The organism is Micromonospora sp. ATLC20, assembly GCF_057196585.1.
Window position 1 is genome coordinate 1 of record NZ_JBXUOV010000128.1, and the last position, 16,992, is coordinate 16,992.

15 protein-coding genes are annotated in these 16,992 nt (G+C 73.0%); 7 read left to right on the plus strand and 8 right to left on the minus strand.

The features are described from left to right. The first annotated feature begins 391 nt into the window (after positions 1-391). Genes AC2CHG_RS22550 through ilvC form a run of 3 tightly spaced genes read left to right on the plus strand, consistent with a single transcriptional unit; the run spans position 392 to position 3,875 of the window. Positions 392-2,287, plus strand: a complete 1,896-nt coding sequence (locus AC2CHG_RS22550; RefSeq protein WP_262014725.1) for an acetolactate synthase large subunit — start codon at positions 392-394, stop codon at positions 2,285-2,287. Beyond that, the gene (gene ilvN, locus AC2CHG_RS22555; RefSeq protein ID WP_013284504.1) at positions 2,288-2,803 is read left to right on the plus strand and encodes an acetolactate synthase small subunit; all 516 of its coding nucleotides are present in this window, start codon (positions 2,288-2,290) and stop codon (positions 2,801-2,803) included. 58 nt (positions 2,804-2,861) lie between these two features. After that, the gene (gene ilvC, locus AC2CHG_RS22560; RefSeq protein WP_120571299.1) at positions 2,862-3,875 is read left to right on the plus strand and encodes a ketol-acid reductoisomerase; all 1,014 of its coding nucleotides are present in this window, start codon (positions 2,862-2,864) and stop codon (positions 3,873-3,875) included. A 57-nt stretch (positions 3,876-3,932) separates the two neighbouring features. On the opposite strand, the gene AC2CHG_RS22565 is transcribed toward ilvC, so the two are convergent. After that, positions 3,933-5,720 carry a tetratricopeptide repeat protein gene (locus AC2CHG_RS22565; protein ID WP_484525512.1) on the minus strand — a complete coding sequence of 596 codons (1,788 nt, stop codon included), beginning with the start codon at positions 5,718-5,720 and terminating at the stop codon, positions 3,933-3,935. A 268-nt stretch (positions 5,721-5,988) separates the two neighbouring features. Between AC2CHG_RS22565 and serA the strand changes: the two genes are divergently transcribed. Next, positions 5,989-7,587, plus strand: a complete 1,599-nt coding sequence (gene serA / locus AC2CHG_RS22570) for a phosphoglycerate dehydrogenase (RefSeq protein ID WP_484525513.1) — start codon at positions 5,989-5,991, stop codon at positions 7,585-7,587. 61 nt (positions 7,588-7,648) lie between these two features. Here serA and AC2CHG_RS22575 read toward each other — a convergent pair whose 3' ends face one another. Together AC2CHG_RS22575 and AC2CHG_RS22580 are read right to left on the minus strand one after the other, a co-directional pair. Further along, positions 7,649-8,002, minus strand: coding sequence for a hypothetical protein (locus tag AC2CHG_RS22575; protein WP_194799654.1), 354 nt, complete (start codon positions 8,000-8,002; stop codon positions 7,649-7,651). Positions 8,003-8,312: 310 nt separating this feature from the next. After that, entirely contained in the window at positions 8,313-9,185 is an 873-nt protein-coding gene (locus AC2CHG_RS22580; RefSeq protein WP_194799655.1) for an FAD:protein FMN transferase, read from the minus strand. A gap of 219 nt (positions 9,186-9,404) precedes the next feature. On the opposite strand from AC2CHG_RS22580, the gene AC2CHG_RS22585 reads away from it, so the two are divergent. Continuing rightward, positions 9,405-10,436 (plus strand): 3-isopropylmalate dehydrogenase, encoded by a 1,032-nt coding sequence (locus AC2CHG_RS22585; RefSeq protein ID WP_194799656.1) that lies wholly within the window; start codon positions 9,405-9,407, stop codon positions 10,434-10,436. A 189-nt stretch (positions 10,437-10,625) separates the two neighbouring features. After that, positions 10,626-11,720, plus strand: a complete 1,095-nt coding sequence (locus AC2CHG_RS22590; protein WP_194799657.1) for a branched-chain amino acid aminotransferase — start codon at positions 10,626-10,628, stop codon at positions 11,718-11,720. A 50-nt stretch (positions 11,721-11,770) separates the two neighbouring features. Here the strand turns inward: AC2CHG_RS22590 and AC2CHG_RS22595 are convergent, their stop codons facing one another. The 4 genes from AC2CHG_RS22595 to AC2CHG_RS22610 form a co-directional block, all read right to left on the minus strand. Further along, positions 11,771-12,511, minus strand: a complete 741-nt coding sequence (locus tag AC2CHG_RS22595; protein ID WP_269696274.1) for a tyrosine-protein phosphatase — start codon at positions 12,509-12,511, stop codon at positions 11,771-11,773. Between the two features lie 51 nt (positions 12,512-12,562). Next, on the minus strand, positions 12,563-13,027 hold the full coding sequence (locus AC2CHG_RS22600; protein ID WP_194799659.1) for a PRC-barrel domain containing protein: 465 nt from the start codon (positions 13,025-13,027) through the stop codon (positions 12,563-12,565). Between the two features lie 191 nt (positions 13,028-13,218). Beyond that, the gene (gene ahpD / locus AC2CHG_RS22605; protein ID WP_194799660.1) at positions 13,219-13,749 is read right to left on the minus strand and encodes an alkylhydroperoxidase, AhpD family; all 531 of its coding nucleotides are present in this window, start codon (positions 13,747-13,749) and stop codon (positions 13,219-13,221) included. A gap of 2 nt (positions 13,750-13,751) precedes the next feature. Then, positions 13,752-14,312: a peroxiredoxin gene (locus AC2CHG_RS22610; protein ID WP_069087635.1), complete on the minus strand. Its 561-nt coding sequence runs from the start codon at positions 14,310-14,312 to the stop codon at positions 13,752-13,754. 315 nt (positions 14,313-14,627) lie between these two features. Between AC2CHG_RS22610 and cimA the strand changes: the two genes are divergently transcribed. Continuing rightward, a complete protein-coding gene (gene cimA, locus AC2CHG_RS22615; protein WP_269696275.1) occupies positions 14,628-16,226 on the plus strand; it encodes a citramalate synthase in 1,599 nt (532 codons plus the stop codon). A gap of 1 nt (position 16,227) precedes the next feature. On the opposite strand, the gene AC2CHG_RS22620 is transcribed toward cimA, so the two are convergent. Beyond that, positions 16,228-16,992: endonuclease/exonuclease/phosphatase family protein (locus AC2CHG_RS22620; protein WP_484525514.1), on the minus strand; the 765-nt coding region annotated here is incomplete at its 5' end.

Below are 16,992 nucleotides of genomic sequence, written 5' to 3' on the forward strand. Positions count from 1 at the left end.
GCCGCCGCCCGCGCCGGCGCGCGCCCCGTCGCCGCTGCTGCCGAGGCTGCGCAACAATCCGCCCGCCGCGGTGCCCGCGCAGCGTCCCCCGATGGAGGGATCTTCGCAGGTGGCACCGGTCGTGGAGGGGCTGTCGGTGACCGACACGCCCACGTCCGTGAACCAAAATGTGGGATCAGTTGACTCATCGCGTGAGATGCGTCAGGCTTAGCCGCATGTCGTCGAACCGGTCGCCGCGAGTACTTACCTGAGCGCACTCTCCCACCGAGAGTGCGCTGGCCCCGTGCATCCTGCACGTGGGCTTTTTTGTTGCCGTCGGACCATCGCCGGGACCTCGCCGTCCCATCCTGAGAAGCGCGTCACCCACTCACTTCCGAAGGCTTGAACCGCCATGACGAGACCCACGCCAGAGACCCTCGCCCACTCCGCCCGCCGTGCCCGCTCCGGCACCGGCGCGGCCGGTGACTCCGACCCCGCCGCCCGCCCCGGCCGTACCGTCCCGGCGGCCGCCACCACCGAGACGCCCGTACGGGAGCCCGCCACCGCGCAGGTCTCGGGCGCCGGTTCGCTCGTGCGGTCGCTGGAGGCGCTCGGCGTCGACGTGGTCTTCGGCATTCCGGGCGGCGCGATCCTGCCCGCCTACGACCCGCTCTACGACTCCACGGTCCGGCACATCCTGGTCCGCCACGAGCAGGGCGCCGGGCACGCGGCCACCGGCTACGCACAGGCCACCGGCCGGGTCGGTGTGTGCATCGCCACCTCCGGTCCGGGCGCGACGAACCTGGTGACGCCGATCGCGGACGCGTACATGGACTCGGTCCCGATGGTGGCGATCACCGGGCAGGTGGCTCGGCCCTCGATCGGCACCGACGCCTTCCAGGAGGCGGACATCCAGGGCATCACGCTGCCGATCACCAAGCACAACTTCCTGGTGCAGACCGCCGACGAGATCCCCCGCGTGCTGGCCGAGGCGTTCCACCTGGCCGCGACCGGCCGCCCCGGCCCGGTGCTCGTCGACATCCCGAAGGACGTGCTCCAGGCGCCGGCGACCTTCTCCTGGCCGCCCACGCTCGACCTGCCCGGCTACCGGCCGACGCTGCACCCGCACGGCAAGCAGATCCGCGAGGCGGCCCGGCTGATGACCGGCGCCCGCCGTCCGGTCCTCTACGTCGGCGGCGGCGTGCTCAAGGCCGGCGCCACCGAGGGGCTGCGCAAGCTGGCCGAGCAGACCGGCATCCCGGTCGTCACCACGCTGATGGCGCTGGGCGCGTTCCCCGACTCGCACCGCCAGCACCTGGGCATGCCCGGCATGCACGGCACCGTCGCCGCGGTCTACGGCCTGCAGAAGGCCGACCTGATCGTGGCGCTGGGTGCCCGCTTCGACGACCGGGTGACCGGCAAGCTCGACTCGTTCGCGCCGGACGCGACCGTCGTGCACGCCGACATCGACCCGGCCGAGATCGGCAAGAACCGGCACGCCGACGTCCCGATCGTGGGCGACGCGCGGCACGTGATCGACGAGCTGATCGCCGCCGTGACCGCCGAGCAGGCCGCGCACCCGCCGGCCGACCTGACCGACTGGTGGGCCCAGCTCGACGACCTGCGCGAGCGCTACCCGCTCGGCTTCGAGGAGCCGGCCGACGGCACGCTCTCCCCGCAGTACGTGATCAAGCGGCTGGGCGAGATCGCCGGCCCGGACGCGGTCTACGTGGCGGGCGTCGGCCAGCACCAGATGTGGGCCAGCCAGTTCATCTCGTACGAGAAGCCGCACACCTGGCTCAACTCCGGTGGCCTGGGCACGATGGGCTACGCCGTCCCGGCCGCGATGGGCGCCAAGGTCGGCAAGCCGGACACCACGGTGTGGGCGGTCGACGGCGACGGCTGCTTCCAGATGACCAACCAGGAGCTGGCGACCTGCGCACTGGAGGGCATCCCGATCAAGGTCGCCGTGATCAACAACGGCAACCTGGGCATGGTGCGGCAGTGGCAGACCCTGTTCTACGGGGAGCGTTACTCCAACACCGAGCTGGGCACCCACAAGCACCGCATCCCGGACTTCGTCAAGCTCGCCGAGGCGCTCGGCTGCGTCGGTCTGCGCTGCGAGAACGCCGCCGACGTGGACAAGACCATCGAGGCGGCCATGGCGATCAACGACGCGCCGGTGGTCATCGACTTCGTGGTCGGCAAGGACGCGATGGTCTGGCCGATGGTCGCCGCCGGCACCAGCAATGACGAGATCATGTTCGCCAGGGGTGTGCGCCCCGCGTTCGACGAGGACGAACTCTAAATGACTATGCACACGCTGTCCGTGCTGGTGGAGAACAAGCCGGGTGTCCTGGCCCGGGTCTCCGGGCTGTTCTCCCGGCGCGGGTTCAACATCGACAGCCTCGCCGTGGGCGAGACCGAGAACCCGGACGTCTCCCGTATCACCATCGTGGTCAACGCCGAGTCCTCGCCGCTGGAGCAGGTGACCAAGCAGCTCAACAAGCTGGTGAACGTCCTCAAGATCGTGGAGCTGGACCCGCAGGTGTCGGTGGCACGCGAGCTGCTGCTGGTCAAGGTCCGCGCGGACCGCGCGGCCCGCGCCCAGGTGCTGGAGACGGTTGGCCTGTTCCGCGCCCGGGTTGTCGACGTCGCGCCGGACACGCTGACCATCGAGGCGACCGGCACGCCGGACAAGCTCGACGCGCTGCTGCGCGACCTGGAGCCGTTCGGCATCAAGGAGATGGTCCAGTCCGGCACCGTGGCGATCGGGCGGGGTTCGCGGGCCATCACCGCCGGCCCGGCCCTGCGCGCCGCCTGATCCGTACCCACAAGTTTTTCGACGGGCCGACGGGCACCGCCGTACGAAAGGGAAGTCAATGAGCGTTGAGGTGTTCTACGACGACGACGCCGACCTGGGCCTGATCCAGGGCCGCAAGGTCGCCGTGATCGGGTACGGCAGCCAGGGCCACGCGCACGCGCTGTCGCTGCGCGACTCCGGCGTCGACGTGGTGATCGGCCTGCCCGCCGGGTCGAAGAGCCGGCCGAAGGCGGAGGAGCAGGGCCTGCGGGTGCTCACCCCGGCCGAGGCGGCGGCCGAGGCCGACGTGATCATGATCCTGGCGCCGGACACCGCCCAGCGGCACATCTACGCCGAGTCCATCGCGCCGAACCTGGCCGCGGGCAAGGCGCTGTTCTTCGGGCACGGCTTCAACATCCGGTACGGCCTGATCAAGCCCCCGGCCGACGTGGACGTGGCGATGGTCGCCCCGAAGGGCCCCGGTCACCTGGTCCGCCGCCAGTACGTCGACGGCAAGGGCGTGCCCTGCCTGGTCGCGGTCGAGCAGGACGCCAGCGGCAACGCGTTCGGCCTGGCCCTGGCGTACGCCAAGGCGATCGGCGGCACCCGGGCCGGCGCGATCCGGACCACGTTCACCGAGGAGACCGAGACCGACCTGTTCGGCGAGCAGGCGGTGCTGTGCGGTGGCGCGGCGGCGCTGGTGCAGACCGGTTTCGAGGTGCTCACCGAGGCCGGCTACGCGCCCGAGGTGGCCTACTTCGAGTGCCTGCACGAGCTGAAGCTCATCGTCGACCTGATGTACGAGGGCGGCATCGCCCGGATGCGCTACAGCATCTCCGACACCGCCGAGTACGGCGACCTGTCCCGCGGCCCGCGCGTCATCGACTCCCGGGTCAAGGACGAGATGCGCAAGATCCTCGGCGAGATCCAGTCCGGCGAGTTCGCCCGCGAGTGGGTGGCCGAGGACGAGGCCGGCCGGCCGAACTTCGCCAAGTGGCGGGCCGAGGGCGCGGCGCACCCGATCGAGGAGACCGGGCAGAAGCTGCGGGCCATGATGAGCTGGGTCGACCGGCCGATCACCGAGACCGCCTGATCTCTTCCTCATGCGGCCCGCGGCCCGACGCTCTCCCCGGCGTCGGGCCGCGGGCCGTCACGACGGATCGGAGCGACCGGCGCCGACCGTCTCCTGAACGGCCGCGATCTCGTCCCGGACCCGCTCCGCCTCGGCCCTGCGGTCCAGACGCGACAGCGTGAGCCCGAGGTTGCGCAGCGGGGTGAGCAGCTCCGCCCGGTCGATCCGGTCCGGGTCGGCGCGCAGCAGGTCGAGGCACTCCCGGTAGATCCCCACCGCCTCCTCCAGCCGGTCGAGGGCGTGCACCCGGTTGCCCAGGTTGCACAGGGCTTCCGCCAACCCGAGCCGGGTCGCCACCGGGTCGACGCCGAACAGCTCGCGGCGCACGGTCACGCACTCGCGCAGCAGATCGGCCGACCCGCGCGGGTCACCGGCCAGGTTCACCGCGCCCGCGAGCGTGAAGAGGCACCGCCCGAGCAGGTCCCGGTACGCCGGGTCGCCGCCGGCCAGCAACCGGGCCAGCTCGACCGCCTCCCGTCCGGCCGCCAGGCCGTCTCCGTTCCGCCCGGTGCTCGTCGCGCCTCCGCCTGCCAGGCCGTCCTCGGCCGGTCCGTCCGGCGGCGCTGTCCCCCGCCGGCCTGGTGCCTCCGCCGGCGAACCGCCGGAGCCCGTCGTCAATTCGTCCACTGTCAGCGCGCAGCGGATCAGCAGGGCGCGGGCCAGCCGGGGACGCCAGACCTCCGGCAGCCGCCCGGCGTTCTCCCGGCAGAGCGGAAGTAACTCGGCCAGCAGGATGTCGACCGCAGCCCGGTCTTCGGCCGCGGCCCGCAGCTCGAGCATGTCCAACAGGGCCTGGGCCAGCACGTCGTCGTGGCCGTTGCGGGCGAGCGCCGCCGCCTCGGTCAGGTGCGCGGCCGCGTCGTCCGGCCGGCCGGCCCGCGCGGTGAGGTCGCCGAGGACGAGCAGCCCGTGGGCCAGTGCGGCCCCGGCGCGCGGCGTTCCGGCCGTCACCATCGCCCGCTGCCGGCCGACGGCCTGCTCCGCGAGCCGCACCGCCGCCTCCGGGTCGTCCAGCTGCGCCCGGCACTCCGCTTCGATCAGCATGGCCCGGGCCAGCAGCGGTCGCCCCGACCGGGGCTGGATCCCGCTCCACAGCTCCACGTCGACGCGGGATTCCTTGATCAACTCGAGGGCCTCGCGTGCCGCACCGGTGGCCGCCAGGCCCTGGGCGAGGTCCGTCGCGGCGGACGCGCCGATGCCTGTCCACTGGATCCGCCGATAGGCGGAAAGACCGCGATGCAGCTCCAGCGCCTCTCGCCGGACCGTGTTCGCCTCCTCCGTCCGGCCCAGCGACTCCTTGCCCTCACCGATCGCCAGCAGGGCCCGCGCCAACCGCATCCGCTCCGGCGGCCGCAATGCCCCGCAGGCGCGCCAGGTCGCTCGGGCCCGCAGCGCCAGACTGAGCGCCTCCCGCACCTCCCCGCCCAGGTGGAGGTTCAGCGCGAGGAGCCCGCGGGCGGTGGCGAGCACCACCAGTTCCGGCCGGTCGTCGGTGTCCTCGACGTACCCGATGGCCTCCCGGAGCTGGCCGATCGCCTCGGCGACGGGCACGGTGTCGGGCGCGGCGGCCCGGGCCACCAGCGCCCGGGCCAGGGCGACCCGGTGCTGGTCCGGCCGCTCGGCGGCCAGCCGCCGGCAGAGCGTCACCGCCTCCTCGGCGGCCGCCGTGCGCCGGGCGGTCGAACCCGGCAGCCCGCTCACCATCTGAGACCGGGTGATCAGGACCTCGGCCAACCGTGGCCCCCACCGGTGCGGGCCCAGCCGGGCCATCGGCCGTAACAGCGCGATCCGGACCATTACCGACATCTGCGGCTCCCTCCCCGTGCGGGTGCTGCCTCCGTTGTACGGGGAGCCCGCCAGTCGCCGCGTCCGGTGAACAGGGGATGACAGGCGTGCGACAGGCCTGTGTGAGGGCCCTCACCCCGCAGTCCGGGACACGCCGGGCGGGCGGCCCCCTACCATCCTTGGTGTGGTGCCCGAGCGCACCCGACGGCCGTGGCACGGATCGGCGCAGGGCGCAGCGCGGCGTCCCCGCGCCCCAGGCCGAACCATTACCGAGCGTCTACGAGGACCGATGAATCCTGTCGTACTGATCGCCGAAGAACTCGCCCCCGCCGCCATCGAGGTGCTCGCGCACGACTTCGACGTGCGCCACGTGGACGGCACCGACCGCCCCGCTCTGCTCTCCGCCCTCTCCGAGGCCGACGCGGTGATCGTACGCAGCGCCACCCAGATCGACGCCGAGGCGATCGCCGCCGCGCCGCGGCTGAAGGTGGTCGCCCGGGCCGGCGTCGGCCTGGACAACGTCGAGGTGCCGGCCGCCACCGCCCGGGGCGTCATGGTCGTCAACGCGCCCACCTCGAACATCGTCTCCGCCGCCGAGCAGGCCGTCGCGCTGCTGCTCGCGGTCGCCCGCAACACCGCCAGCGCCAGTGCCGCGCTCAAGGCGGGGGAGTGGAAGCGGTCCAAGTACACCGGCGTCGAGATCCAGGGCAAGACCGTGGGCGTGGTCGGTCTCGGCCGCATCGGCGTGCTCTTCGCGCAGCGTATCGCCGCGTTCGGCACCCGGCTGATCGCGTACGACCCGTACATCCAGCCGGCCCGCGCCGCCCAGCTCGGCGTCCGCCTGGTCGGGCTGGAGGAGCTGCTGCGGGAGAGCGACTTCATCTCGATCCACCTGCCGAAGACGCCGGAGACGGTCGGCCTGATCGGCGAGAAGGAGCTGGCGATCGTCAAGCCGGGCGTCCGGATCGTCAACGCCGCCCGCGGCGGCCTGGTCGACGAGCAGGCGCTCGCCGACGCGATCGCGGAGGGCCGGGTCGCCGGCGCCGGTGTCGACGTGTACGCCAAGGAGCCGTGCACCTCCTCGCCGCTGTTCGCCTTCGACAACGTGGTGGCCACCCCGCACCTGGGCGCCTCCACGAACGAGGCGCAGGACAAGGCCGGTCTCGCGGTGGCCAAGAGCGTCAAGCTCGCGCTCCAGGGCGAGTTCGTCCCGGACGCGGTGAACGTGCAGGCCGGCGGCGTGGTCGCCGAGGACGTCCGCCCGCTGCTGCCGCTGGCCGAGCGGCTGGGCCGGGCGTTCACCGCCCTGGCCGGCGGGGTGGCCGCCAGCGTCACCGTCGAGGTGCGCGGCGAGATCGCCGCCCACGACGTGTCGGTGCTCAAGCTCGCCGCGACCAAGGGCCTGTTCAGCTCCGTGGTGGAGGAGCAGGTCACCTACGTCAACGCGCCGCACCTGGCCGCCGAGCGGGGCGTCGAGGTCACGCTGGCCACGCCGGGCGAGACCGTCGACCACCCGAACCTGGTGACCGTACGCGGGGCGCTGCCGGACGGGCGTACCGTCCGCGTCTCCGGCACCGTGGCGCACACCGGCACCCGCGACGTGTTCAAGCTGACCGAGGTGGACGGTTTCGACGTGGAGATCGGTGCGGAGGGCATGCTGGTCTTCCTGCGCTACGCCGACCGGCCCGGCGTGGTCGGCACCGTCGGCACGCTGCTCGGCGAGGCCGGCGTCAACATCGCCGCCATGCAGGTGGCCCGCCGCGAGGCCGGTGGCGAGACGCTGATGACGCTCACCGTCGACCAGGCGCTCGGCGCCGACCTGCTCACCTCCGCCGCCGACTCGATCGGCGCGGTCGCGGCCAGCGCGGCCGACCTGCGCGACGTGTAGTCCGAACAGGACACATCGGGGCCCGGCCGGATGCGGCCGGGCCCTTCGTCGTCCCGGCCGGTCAGGAACGCACGCGGGCCGGTGGCGGGTAGACCGAGCCGTCCTGCGCGTCGAAGAGCATCAGGTCGTGTTCGCCGGCCAGCCGTTCGATGTCCAGCAGGACCTGGTCCGGGCAGGTCGGGTTCAGGTTCATCTCGATGTGGTCGGCGGCCGTGTGCAGCGGCGCCTCCCAGGGCGTACCCGGCCGGGTCGGACCGTCGGGGTAGCTCGCCGTGATCGTCCGGTAAAAGGCGACCAGCCTCGGGTCGGGTTGCTGCTTGCCGTGCCAGCCCTCGCGGCACTGCTGCACCGCCGCCCGCACCTGCTCCGGTGTCGCCCCGTCCGGCAGGGCCCACACGCTCAGATCGAAACTCACGGCGGACAGCGTGCCATCCCGCGCCCGGCCCGTCACCTCTGCCCCACCGGGCGTTCACCGCTGATTGCCGACATCGTTCACCGGGCGTCCGCTGTGGAGACTCTTGCCTCGAGTTGCGTCGATTCGCTAGCGTACCGATGCGGTTTCCGCTGAGTCGATCCCCGGCCCGTCTTCGGGTGGCGTGGTCGGGCGCCCGGCCCCTCGGCCCGCACCCCTCGATTGCGCGAGCCACGCGCACTCGTCGCTGACCGGCCCTCACGGTCGTTGCCGAGACCGTGGGGGCCGATCGCGCTCCCCCGCCGAGCGCAGATCAGCGCCGGTGGTGCGCGAACAGCGGCCGGTAGTCCGAGTCGTGACGGAACCAGGCCAGCCCGGCCGGTCCGGCGGCGTACAGGGCGGTGGCGTAGGCGTCGGCGACTGCGAGGTTCGGGCCGAACACGGTGGCGGCCACCAGCCGGTCGGTCGGCTCGCCGGTGTGCGGGTCGACGACGTGCCCGCGCCGACCGGTGACGCCCGAGGTGCCGACCGCGCCCGTCGTCATCTCCATCACGACAGGTGTCCGGCGGGTGTCCGTCGGGTGGTGCACGGCGACGCGCCACGGTCCGCCGTGGGCGGCGTGTCCGCGTACCGTCAGGTCGGCGCCGCTGAGCACGGCGTAGTCGTGGATGCCGGCGGCGCGCAACCGCGCCGCGGCCCGCTCCACCGCCCAGCCGCCGAGCAGGCCGCCCGGGTCGAAGCCGCCGGGCACGGCCCAGGCGTCGAACCAGCCGTCGGTGGCCGCCCGCATCGCGGCGCAGAGGTCGATCAGGTCGGCCAGCGGGGGGTACGAGTCGGGGCTGATCTCGTCGCGGCGCAGCCGGGAGACGAGGCTGTCCGGCCGGTTCGGGCCGTAGGTGAGGTCGACGGCGCGCAGCTCGGCGACGGCGTCGCGCAGCGCCTCGCTCACCGCCCGGTGGCCGAACCACTCCGGCGCGTTGAGCAGCATGGTGTAGTCGGCGGTCGAGGTGGTGACGGTGTGCCGGACGCTGATCCGCCCGGACGCGGAGGTGCCGGCCCGCTCGACACGGTGCTTCGTGGCACCCAGGTGCAGGTCCGGCCGGAGCGGGCGGAACGCGGACTGGTCGACCCAGCGGGTACGTGGTTGTTCGTCCGCCCAGTGGGCCCGCCGGTGCTCGATCCGCATGACACCTGCCCCCTCGGTGGTCGCCGCCGCGTCGCGGCGGTGCCGGATTCCGGGCCCCCGTCGACCCGGTGAATCCGACCCTAAGCAGTGGAGATGACCGCAGCATGAGTGCCGGCTGGGAGCCTCCTGTGATTCGCCGTCCCGGATGATGGAAGATTCGTACCGGGGGCCGGGACGGCGACGTACGGTTGCGCCTAACGACGAGACGAGGAGCGCCAGGTGGCACACATCGCGGTGGTGGCCGGCGACGGCATCGGACCCGAGGTGGTCGCGCAGGCCCGCAAGGTCCTCGACGCGGTGGTGCCCGGGATCGAGGCCACCGAGTACGACCTCGGCGCGGCACGTTACCACCGCACCGGCGAGGTGCTGCCCGACTCCGTCCTCGACGAGCTGGCCGGCCACGACGCCATCCTGCTCGGCGCGGTGGGCGACCCCACCGTGCCGCCGGGAGTGCTGGAGCGCGGTCTGCTGCTCAAGCTCCGGTTCGCCTTCGACCAGTACGTCAACCTGCGCCCGTCCCGGCTCTGGCCCGGCGTGGCCGGTCCGCTGGCCGCGGTCAAGCCCGGCGAGGTCGACCTCGTGGTGGTCCGCGAGGGCACCGAGGGGCTGTACGCGGGCGCCGGCGGCGCGCTGCACCGGGACACCCCGGCCGAGGTGGCCACCGAGGAGAGCCTGAACACCCGGCACGGCGTCGAGCGGGTGATCCGGGACGCGTTCGCCCGGGCCGGCCGCCGGGAGCGGCGCAAGGTCACGCTCGTGCACAAGACGAACGTGCTCACCCACGCCGGGTCGCTGTGGGCGCGCGCGTTCGCCGCGGTGGCCGCCGAGCACCCGGACGTGACCACCGAGTACCAGCACATCGACGCCGCCGCGATGTTCCTGGTGACGAACCCGGCGCGGTACGACGTGGTGGTCACGGACAACCTGTTCGGCGACATCCTCACCGACATCGCCGCCGCCGTGACCGGTGGAATCGGGCTCGCGGCCAGCGGCTGCATCAACCCCGAGGGGCGCTACCCGTCGATGTTCGAGCCGGTGCACGGCTCGGCGCCGGACATCGCCGGCCAGGGCGTCGCCGACCCGGTCGCCGCGGTGCTGTCCGCCGCGCTGCTGCTCGACCAGCTCGGCCACCCCGACGCCGCCGCCCGGGTCACCGCCGCGGTCGGCGCCGAGTTGGCCGCGCGTACGCCGGGGACGCCGCTGCGTACCGAGGAGGTCGGCGACCGGCTCGCCGCGTACGCCGTAGCCTGACCGGGCCGACCCTGCCGGCGGCCCGGTACCGGGCCGCCAGACCCGTCACCGGGCCACCCCGACCGTCCGGCGCGTCGTCTCCGCCGGGGCGGAGCTATCCGCTGAACGACCGTTCGGGGTAAGTTTTCTGGCACCAGTGACGTCGGTGTGCGATCCCGCATGCCGTCAACCCGCAGGGAGGTCAGCGCGATGAGCGGTGGTGACATGCTCGATTTCGAGATCCGTCCGAATCCCGCGCCGGTATCCGCCGCCGACCGGGCCGCCCTGCTGGCGAACCCCGGCTTCGGCCGGGTCTTCACCGATCACATGGTCACGATCCGCTACGCCGAGGGCAAGGGCTGGTACGACGCCCGCCTGGAGGCGCGGGCGCCGATCCCGATGGACCCGGCCGCGGCCGTACTGCACTACGCGCAGGAGATCTTCGAGGGGCTGAAGGCGTACCGAACCGGTGACGCGGTGACGATGTTCCGTCCCGAGGCCAACGCGGCCCGGTTCGCCGCGTCGGCCCGCCGGCTGGCCATGCCGGAGCTGCCGGAGGCGACGTTCGTGGAGTCGCTGCGCCGGCTGGTCGAGATCGACCAGGCGTGGATCCCGGAGCACGAGGACGCCAGCCTCTACCTGCGGCCGTTCATGTTCGCCAGCGAGGTCTTCCTCGGCGTCCGCCCGGCCAACGAGTACCTCTACTGCGTGATCGCCTCGCCGGCCGGGGCGTACTTCGCCGGTGGCGTGAAGCCGGTGACGGTCTGGGTCTCGCCGGACTACACCCGGGCCGCGCCCGGCGGTACCGGCGCGGCCAAGTGTGGCGGCAACTACGCCGCCTCGCTCGCCGCGCAGGCCGAGGCGATCGAGGCCGGCTGCGACCAGGTGGTCTTCCTGGACGCGGTCGAACGGCGGTACGTCGACGAACTGGGCGGCATGAACGTCTTCTTCGTCTACGACGACGGCAGCATCGTCACCCCGCCGCTGGGCGGCACGATCCTGCCGGGCATCACCCGCGACGCGATCCTCGCGCTGGCCGCCGAGGCCGGGCACGAGGTGCGGGAGGCGCCGGTCAGTTTCGACGACTGGCGGGCCGACGCGGCGAGTGGCCGGCTGCGCGAGGTGTTCGCCTGCGGCACCGCCGCCGTGATCACCCCGATCGGCGGCGTGCGCTTCCCCGACGGCGAGTTCCTCATCGGCGGCGGCGAGCCGGGCCGGGCCACGATGGCGTTGCGGCAGAAGCTCGTCGACATCCAGCGCGGCCGCGCCGCCGACCCGCACGGCTGGGTCACCCGGGTCCTCTGACGGCCCTTCGCGGTGAGCAGGGATTCCGCTCCCTGCTCACCGCGGCGGCGTCAGTCCAGCAGGTGGGTGCGCAGGGAATCCAGCTGCGCCTCGGTGACGCCCGCGTGGGTCAGGTAGCCCTCGACCGAGCCGTAGCCGGTGCGCAACTCGGTGAGGAACAGCTCCATCGTCTCGGCCGGTGACTCCAGGAACGGCGGCGGTGGTTCCTCCGCGTCCGGCAGCGTGGCCCGGACCCACGCGGTGAAGCGCCGCGACGCGGCGGTGCTGAGCGCGTAGTCGGCTACCACGTCCTCGTCGGGCACCCCGAGCACGGAGAGCGTGAGCGCGCAGACGATGCCGGTGCGGTCCTTCCCGGCGACGCAGTGCACCACCACCGGGGCGTTGGCGCTGTCCGCGATCAACCCGACCGCCTCGCCGAGCCCGGCGGTGCCGGTACGCGCCAGATCGGCGTACCGGTCGGCCAGGTAGCGGGCCAGGCTGACGCCGGAGGCGTCGAACCGGTTCGCGCCCCAGTCGGCGTGCTCGGGGTGGATGTGCCGGTAGGTCAGCCCGTCGTAGTCGGGCACCCGCCCGTCGCGTTCCACCTCGGACGGCCGGCGCAGGTCGATGACGGTGCGGATGCCGAGCGCGGTGAACGCGCTCCGGTCGGTCTCGTCGATGCGGTGCAGCGAGTCGGAGCGGTAGAGCCGGCCGCGGCGGACCATGCGCCCGTCCCGAGCGGCGTATCCGCCGACGTCGCGGAAGTTGAACAGGGTGGGGAAGGGGCTCTGCGGGGCGTCCACATCCGACACGGTAACGGCCGGCGGGGCGTTCGTCCGTCCCCGCCGGCCGTCGCCGAGGTGTCAGGCGCGCGGCGGTACGTCCGGCGGCAGCGCCGAGTGGCTCTCGCCGTAGTAGCCGCCAAGCCGGTCCCGGTAGCCGGGGTCGGCGTGGCTGGCCTCGTCGTACTCCGGGGCGGCCTTGATCTGGTCCTTCTCCCGGTCGACGTGCACGGTGCGGGCGTCGTGGTCGACGTGGTTCACGGTCCCGGCCGGGAGCATCACCTTCTTGCCGAAGATCCACGGCCCGGTGTCCACGACCAGGTAGCTGTCGTCCACCTCGTGGCTCGCCCGGTCGATCTTGCCGATGGCACCGTCGGTGGCCTCGACCTTGTAGCCGGTCAGGTCGGCGCTCGCCACACCCGCCTCGTCGCGGTAGCGCCACGGGTCGAAGGCACCCGCCGGGGCGCCCCCGGCGACCGTGCCCCGGCCGTCGTCGAGGATCGGCTCGGTGCCGCCGTGCGTGGCGCGCGGGTCCAGTCCGTCCATGTGCCGCCTCCCGTCCCAGGGCCGCGGCCGTCGCGGCGCCGTCGTCAGTCGGGAGGGTTACCCACCCTGTCCGGGCACCAACCCGCCGAGGCCGGCCCGCCGACGCCGAGGGGCCGGCGCCACGGTGGTGACGCCGGCCTCTCGGGTCGTCGGCCCGCGCGGTGCCGGTCTGGCACGTGCGGGCCGGTGGATCAGGCCAGTGCGGCCTCCGCGTCCAGGGTCACCGCGGCGGCGTGTACGACGGCGGCGATGCGCAGCCCCTCGTGCACCTGCTCACGGCTGAACCCGGCGGCCCGCAGCGTCTTCTCGTGCGACTCCAGGCAGACGCCGCAGCCGGTGATCGCCGAGACGGCGAGGCACCACAGCTCGAAGTCGGCCTTCTCCACGCCGGGCCGGGCGATGATCTGCATCCGCAGCCGGGCCGGCAGCGACGCGTACTGCTCGTCGCCGATCAGGTGCTTGGCCCGGTAGTAGACGTTGTTCATCGCCATGACCGCCGCCGCGCCCTTGGCCGCCGCGACCGCCTCGGGCGTGAGGTGACCGGCCGCCTCGGCGGCGATCTCCCGCAGCACCAACGGGTTCCGGGCCGCCACCGCGCAGGCCAGGGCGGTGCCCCACGCCTGATCCGGCTTCAGCGTCGAGGTGGTGATGGTGGAACCGAGGTTGAGCCGGATGTCCTTGGCGTACTCCGGCAGGCCCGCCTTGATCGCGTCGAGACCCACGGTCAGGCCCCGGCGCCGGCGAGGAGCGCGTTGGCGTCGAGCGTCGCCGCGCCCTTGTTCCAGTTGCACGGGCACAGCTCGTCGGTCTGGAGCGCGTCGAGCACCCGCAGCACCTCGGAGACGTTGCGGCCGACCGAACCGGCGGTCACCATGACGAACTGGATCTCGTTGTTCGGGTCCACGATGAAGGTGGCCCGCTGCGCGACACCGTCGGCGCCGAGCACGCCGCAGGCGGAGGTCAGCTCGCGCTTGATGTCGCTGAGCATCGGGAAGGGCAGCTCGCGCAGGTCCGGGTGGTCCTTGCGCCAGGCGTAGTGGACGAACTCGTTGTCGACGGAGACGCCGAGCACCTGGGCGTCCCGGTCCGCGAACTCGCCGTTGAGACGGCCGAACTCGGCGATCTCGGTGGGGCAGACGAAGGTGAAGTCCTTCGGCCAGAAGAACACGACGCGCCACTGGCCCTCGTGGGACTTGTGGTTGATCGTCTCGAACGCCTTGTCGGCGTCGAGCGACACGCAGGCGGTGAGTTCGTACTCGGGGAAGTGGTCACCGACAGTGAGCACGGGTCCTCCTTGAGCGTGGCTCGGCAGCACCGCCGGGCCAGTAACTGGATCAGTTCAAGATTCTTCCGCAGCCCCGTTTGTGCTCGTGGTGGGCGGTGGTCCGGTGTGAAGGCGATCACCAGGGCGGTCGTCGTCCCGGAATATGGGTTTCGCCTCCCAAAACCGGGGGCGGGGTGGCAGAGTACGGGTCGTGACCAGCTTCGTCCTGATCATTAGCAGCTAGCGCGCCGGCCCTTCCCTCGCCGAGCGCGCAGACCTCCCGCATCCGCGGGGGGTCTTTTTGTTTGCTCCCCAGGGCACGAGAAGAGGACTCCGATGACCTTCCAGGTGTACGACACGACGCTGCGCGACGGCGCGCAGCGCGAAGGGCTCACGTACTCGGTGGTCGACAAGCTGGCGGTGGCCCGCCTGCTCGACGACCTCGGAGTCGGCTTCATCGAGGGCGGCTGGCCGGGCGCGGTGCCCAAGGACACCGAGTTCTTCCGCCGCGCCCGCACCGAGCTGGAGCTGCGGCACGCGATCCTGGTCGCCTTCGGGGCCACCCGCAAGGCCGGCCTCGCGGTCGAGGACGACCCGCAGGTGCGCGGCCTGCTCGACGCGCAGACCCCGGCCGTGGCCCTGGTCGCCAAGGCGGACCTGCGGCACGTGGAACGCGCGCTGCGCACCACCGCCGAGGAGAACCTCGCCATGATCCGCGACACCGTGTCGTACCTGGTGGCGCAGGGGCGGCGCGTCTTCGTCGACGGGGAGCACTGCTTCGACGGGTTCCGGTTCGACCCGGGCTACACCGCCGCCGTGGCGGAGACCGCGCTGGCCGCCGGCGCCGAGCGGTTCGTGCTCTGCGACACCAACGGCGGCATGCTGCCCTCCCAGGTCACCGCCGTGGTCGAGCAACTGGTGGCGCGGACCGGCATCGCGCCGGAACGGCTCGGCATGCACGCGCAGAACGACACCGCGTGCGCGGTCGCAAACACGATCGCCGCCGTCGAGGCGGGCGTCCGGCACGTGCAGGGCACCGCCAACGGGTACGGCGAGCGCCCCGGCAACGCCGACATCTTCGCGATCGTCGCCAACCTCCAGCTCAAGCTGGGCATGCCCGTCCTACCGGAGGGCTGCCTGGAACAGATGGTGCGGGTCTCGCACGCCATCGCCGAGATCGCCAACATCGCCCCCGACACCCACCAGGCCTACGTCGGGGCCGCCGCCTTCGCTCACAAGGCGGGGCTGCACGCGAGCGCGATCAAGGTCGACCCGTTGCTCTACAACCACGTGGAACCCGCTGTGGTGGGCAACGACATGCGGATCCTGGTGACCGAGATGGCCGGCCGGGCCAGCATCGAGCTCAAGAGCCGCGAGCTCGGTCTGGACCTGGCCGGCCATCCGGACGCCCTGTCCCGGGTCACCGGGCGGGTCAAGGAACTGGAGGCCGACGGCTGGTCCTTCGAGGCCGCCGACGCCTCCTTCGAGCTGCTGGTCCGCTCCGAGCTGCCCGATGCCGCGCCGGCCCGGCCGTTCGCGCTGGAGTCGTACCGGGTGATCGTCGAGCACCGCGAGGACGGTGCGGTGGTCTCCGAGGCGACGGTGAAGATCCGGGTACGCGGCGAGCGGGTGATCGCCACCGCGGAGGGCAACGGCCCGGTCAACGCGCTGGACGAGGCGCTGCGGGTGGGCCTGGCCCGGCACTACCCGGAGCTGCGCGACTTCGAGCTGGCCGACTACAAGGTGCGCATCCTGGAGGGCAGCCACGGCACCGGCGCGGTGACGCGCGTGCTGGTGGAGACCGCCGGCGCCGGGCGCGACTGGACCACAGTGGGCGTGCACCCGAACGTGGTCGAGGCGAGCTGGCACGCGCTGGTCGACGCGCTCACCTACGGCCTGGACCGGGCCCGGGTGGCGGGCGGGAGCCCGGCCTGACTCAGCCGGCCGGCAGGCGCAGCTCGGCCAGCAGCGCGCGGTGGTCGCTGCCCGGCACCGGCCAGGTGCCGGCGGCGTGGGCCGCGATGCGCCTGTCGACGAGGACGTGGTCGATGGTGACCGGCGGGATCGGGTCGCCGTCGTAGGGCCCCCAGGTGCCGTCGAACCCGGCTCCGGCCGCGTCCGCCGCGTCGGTGTAGCCGGTGGCGATCAGGTCCCGCAGCGCCGCGTGGTCGAGCGTGGCGTTGAAGTCCCCGGCCAGCACGCTCAGCCCGCCGTCCGGAGTGGCAGGCGGCTGGGCGCGCTGGTCGGTCCACCAGTCCGGCACCACGTGCGGGGCGTACGGCGCGGCCGGGTGCGCCGACTCCACCCGCACCGGTGGCGCCCCGGGCACGGTCACCGTCGCGTACGCCTGGGTGAAGAAGAAGCCCTTGTTGCGCCGGTGACCGGTGTCGCGCAGCGGGTGCCGGGCGTACACGCCGGAGCCGGTCGAGCCGACCTCGGGCGTCAGCGACCGGTGCGGCAGCAGCGTGGCCAGTCCGAGCCGGTCCAGCTCGGCCGCCAGCGGCGGGGTGAGTTCCTGCACCGTGAGCACGTCGACCCGGCGGTTCCGGACCAGGTCCACCAGCGCCGCCGGGTCGGCCGAGCCGAGGCGCAGGTTGGCGGTGAGCAGCCGCAGCGTCGGGCCGTCGGCGGCGGGCCGGTCGCCGGGGATCGCGCGCGGCGCCACCGCGCCGATCAGCGTCAGCGCGGCCAGGACCGCGAC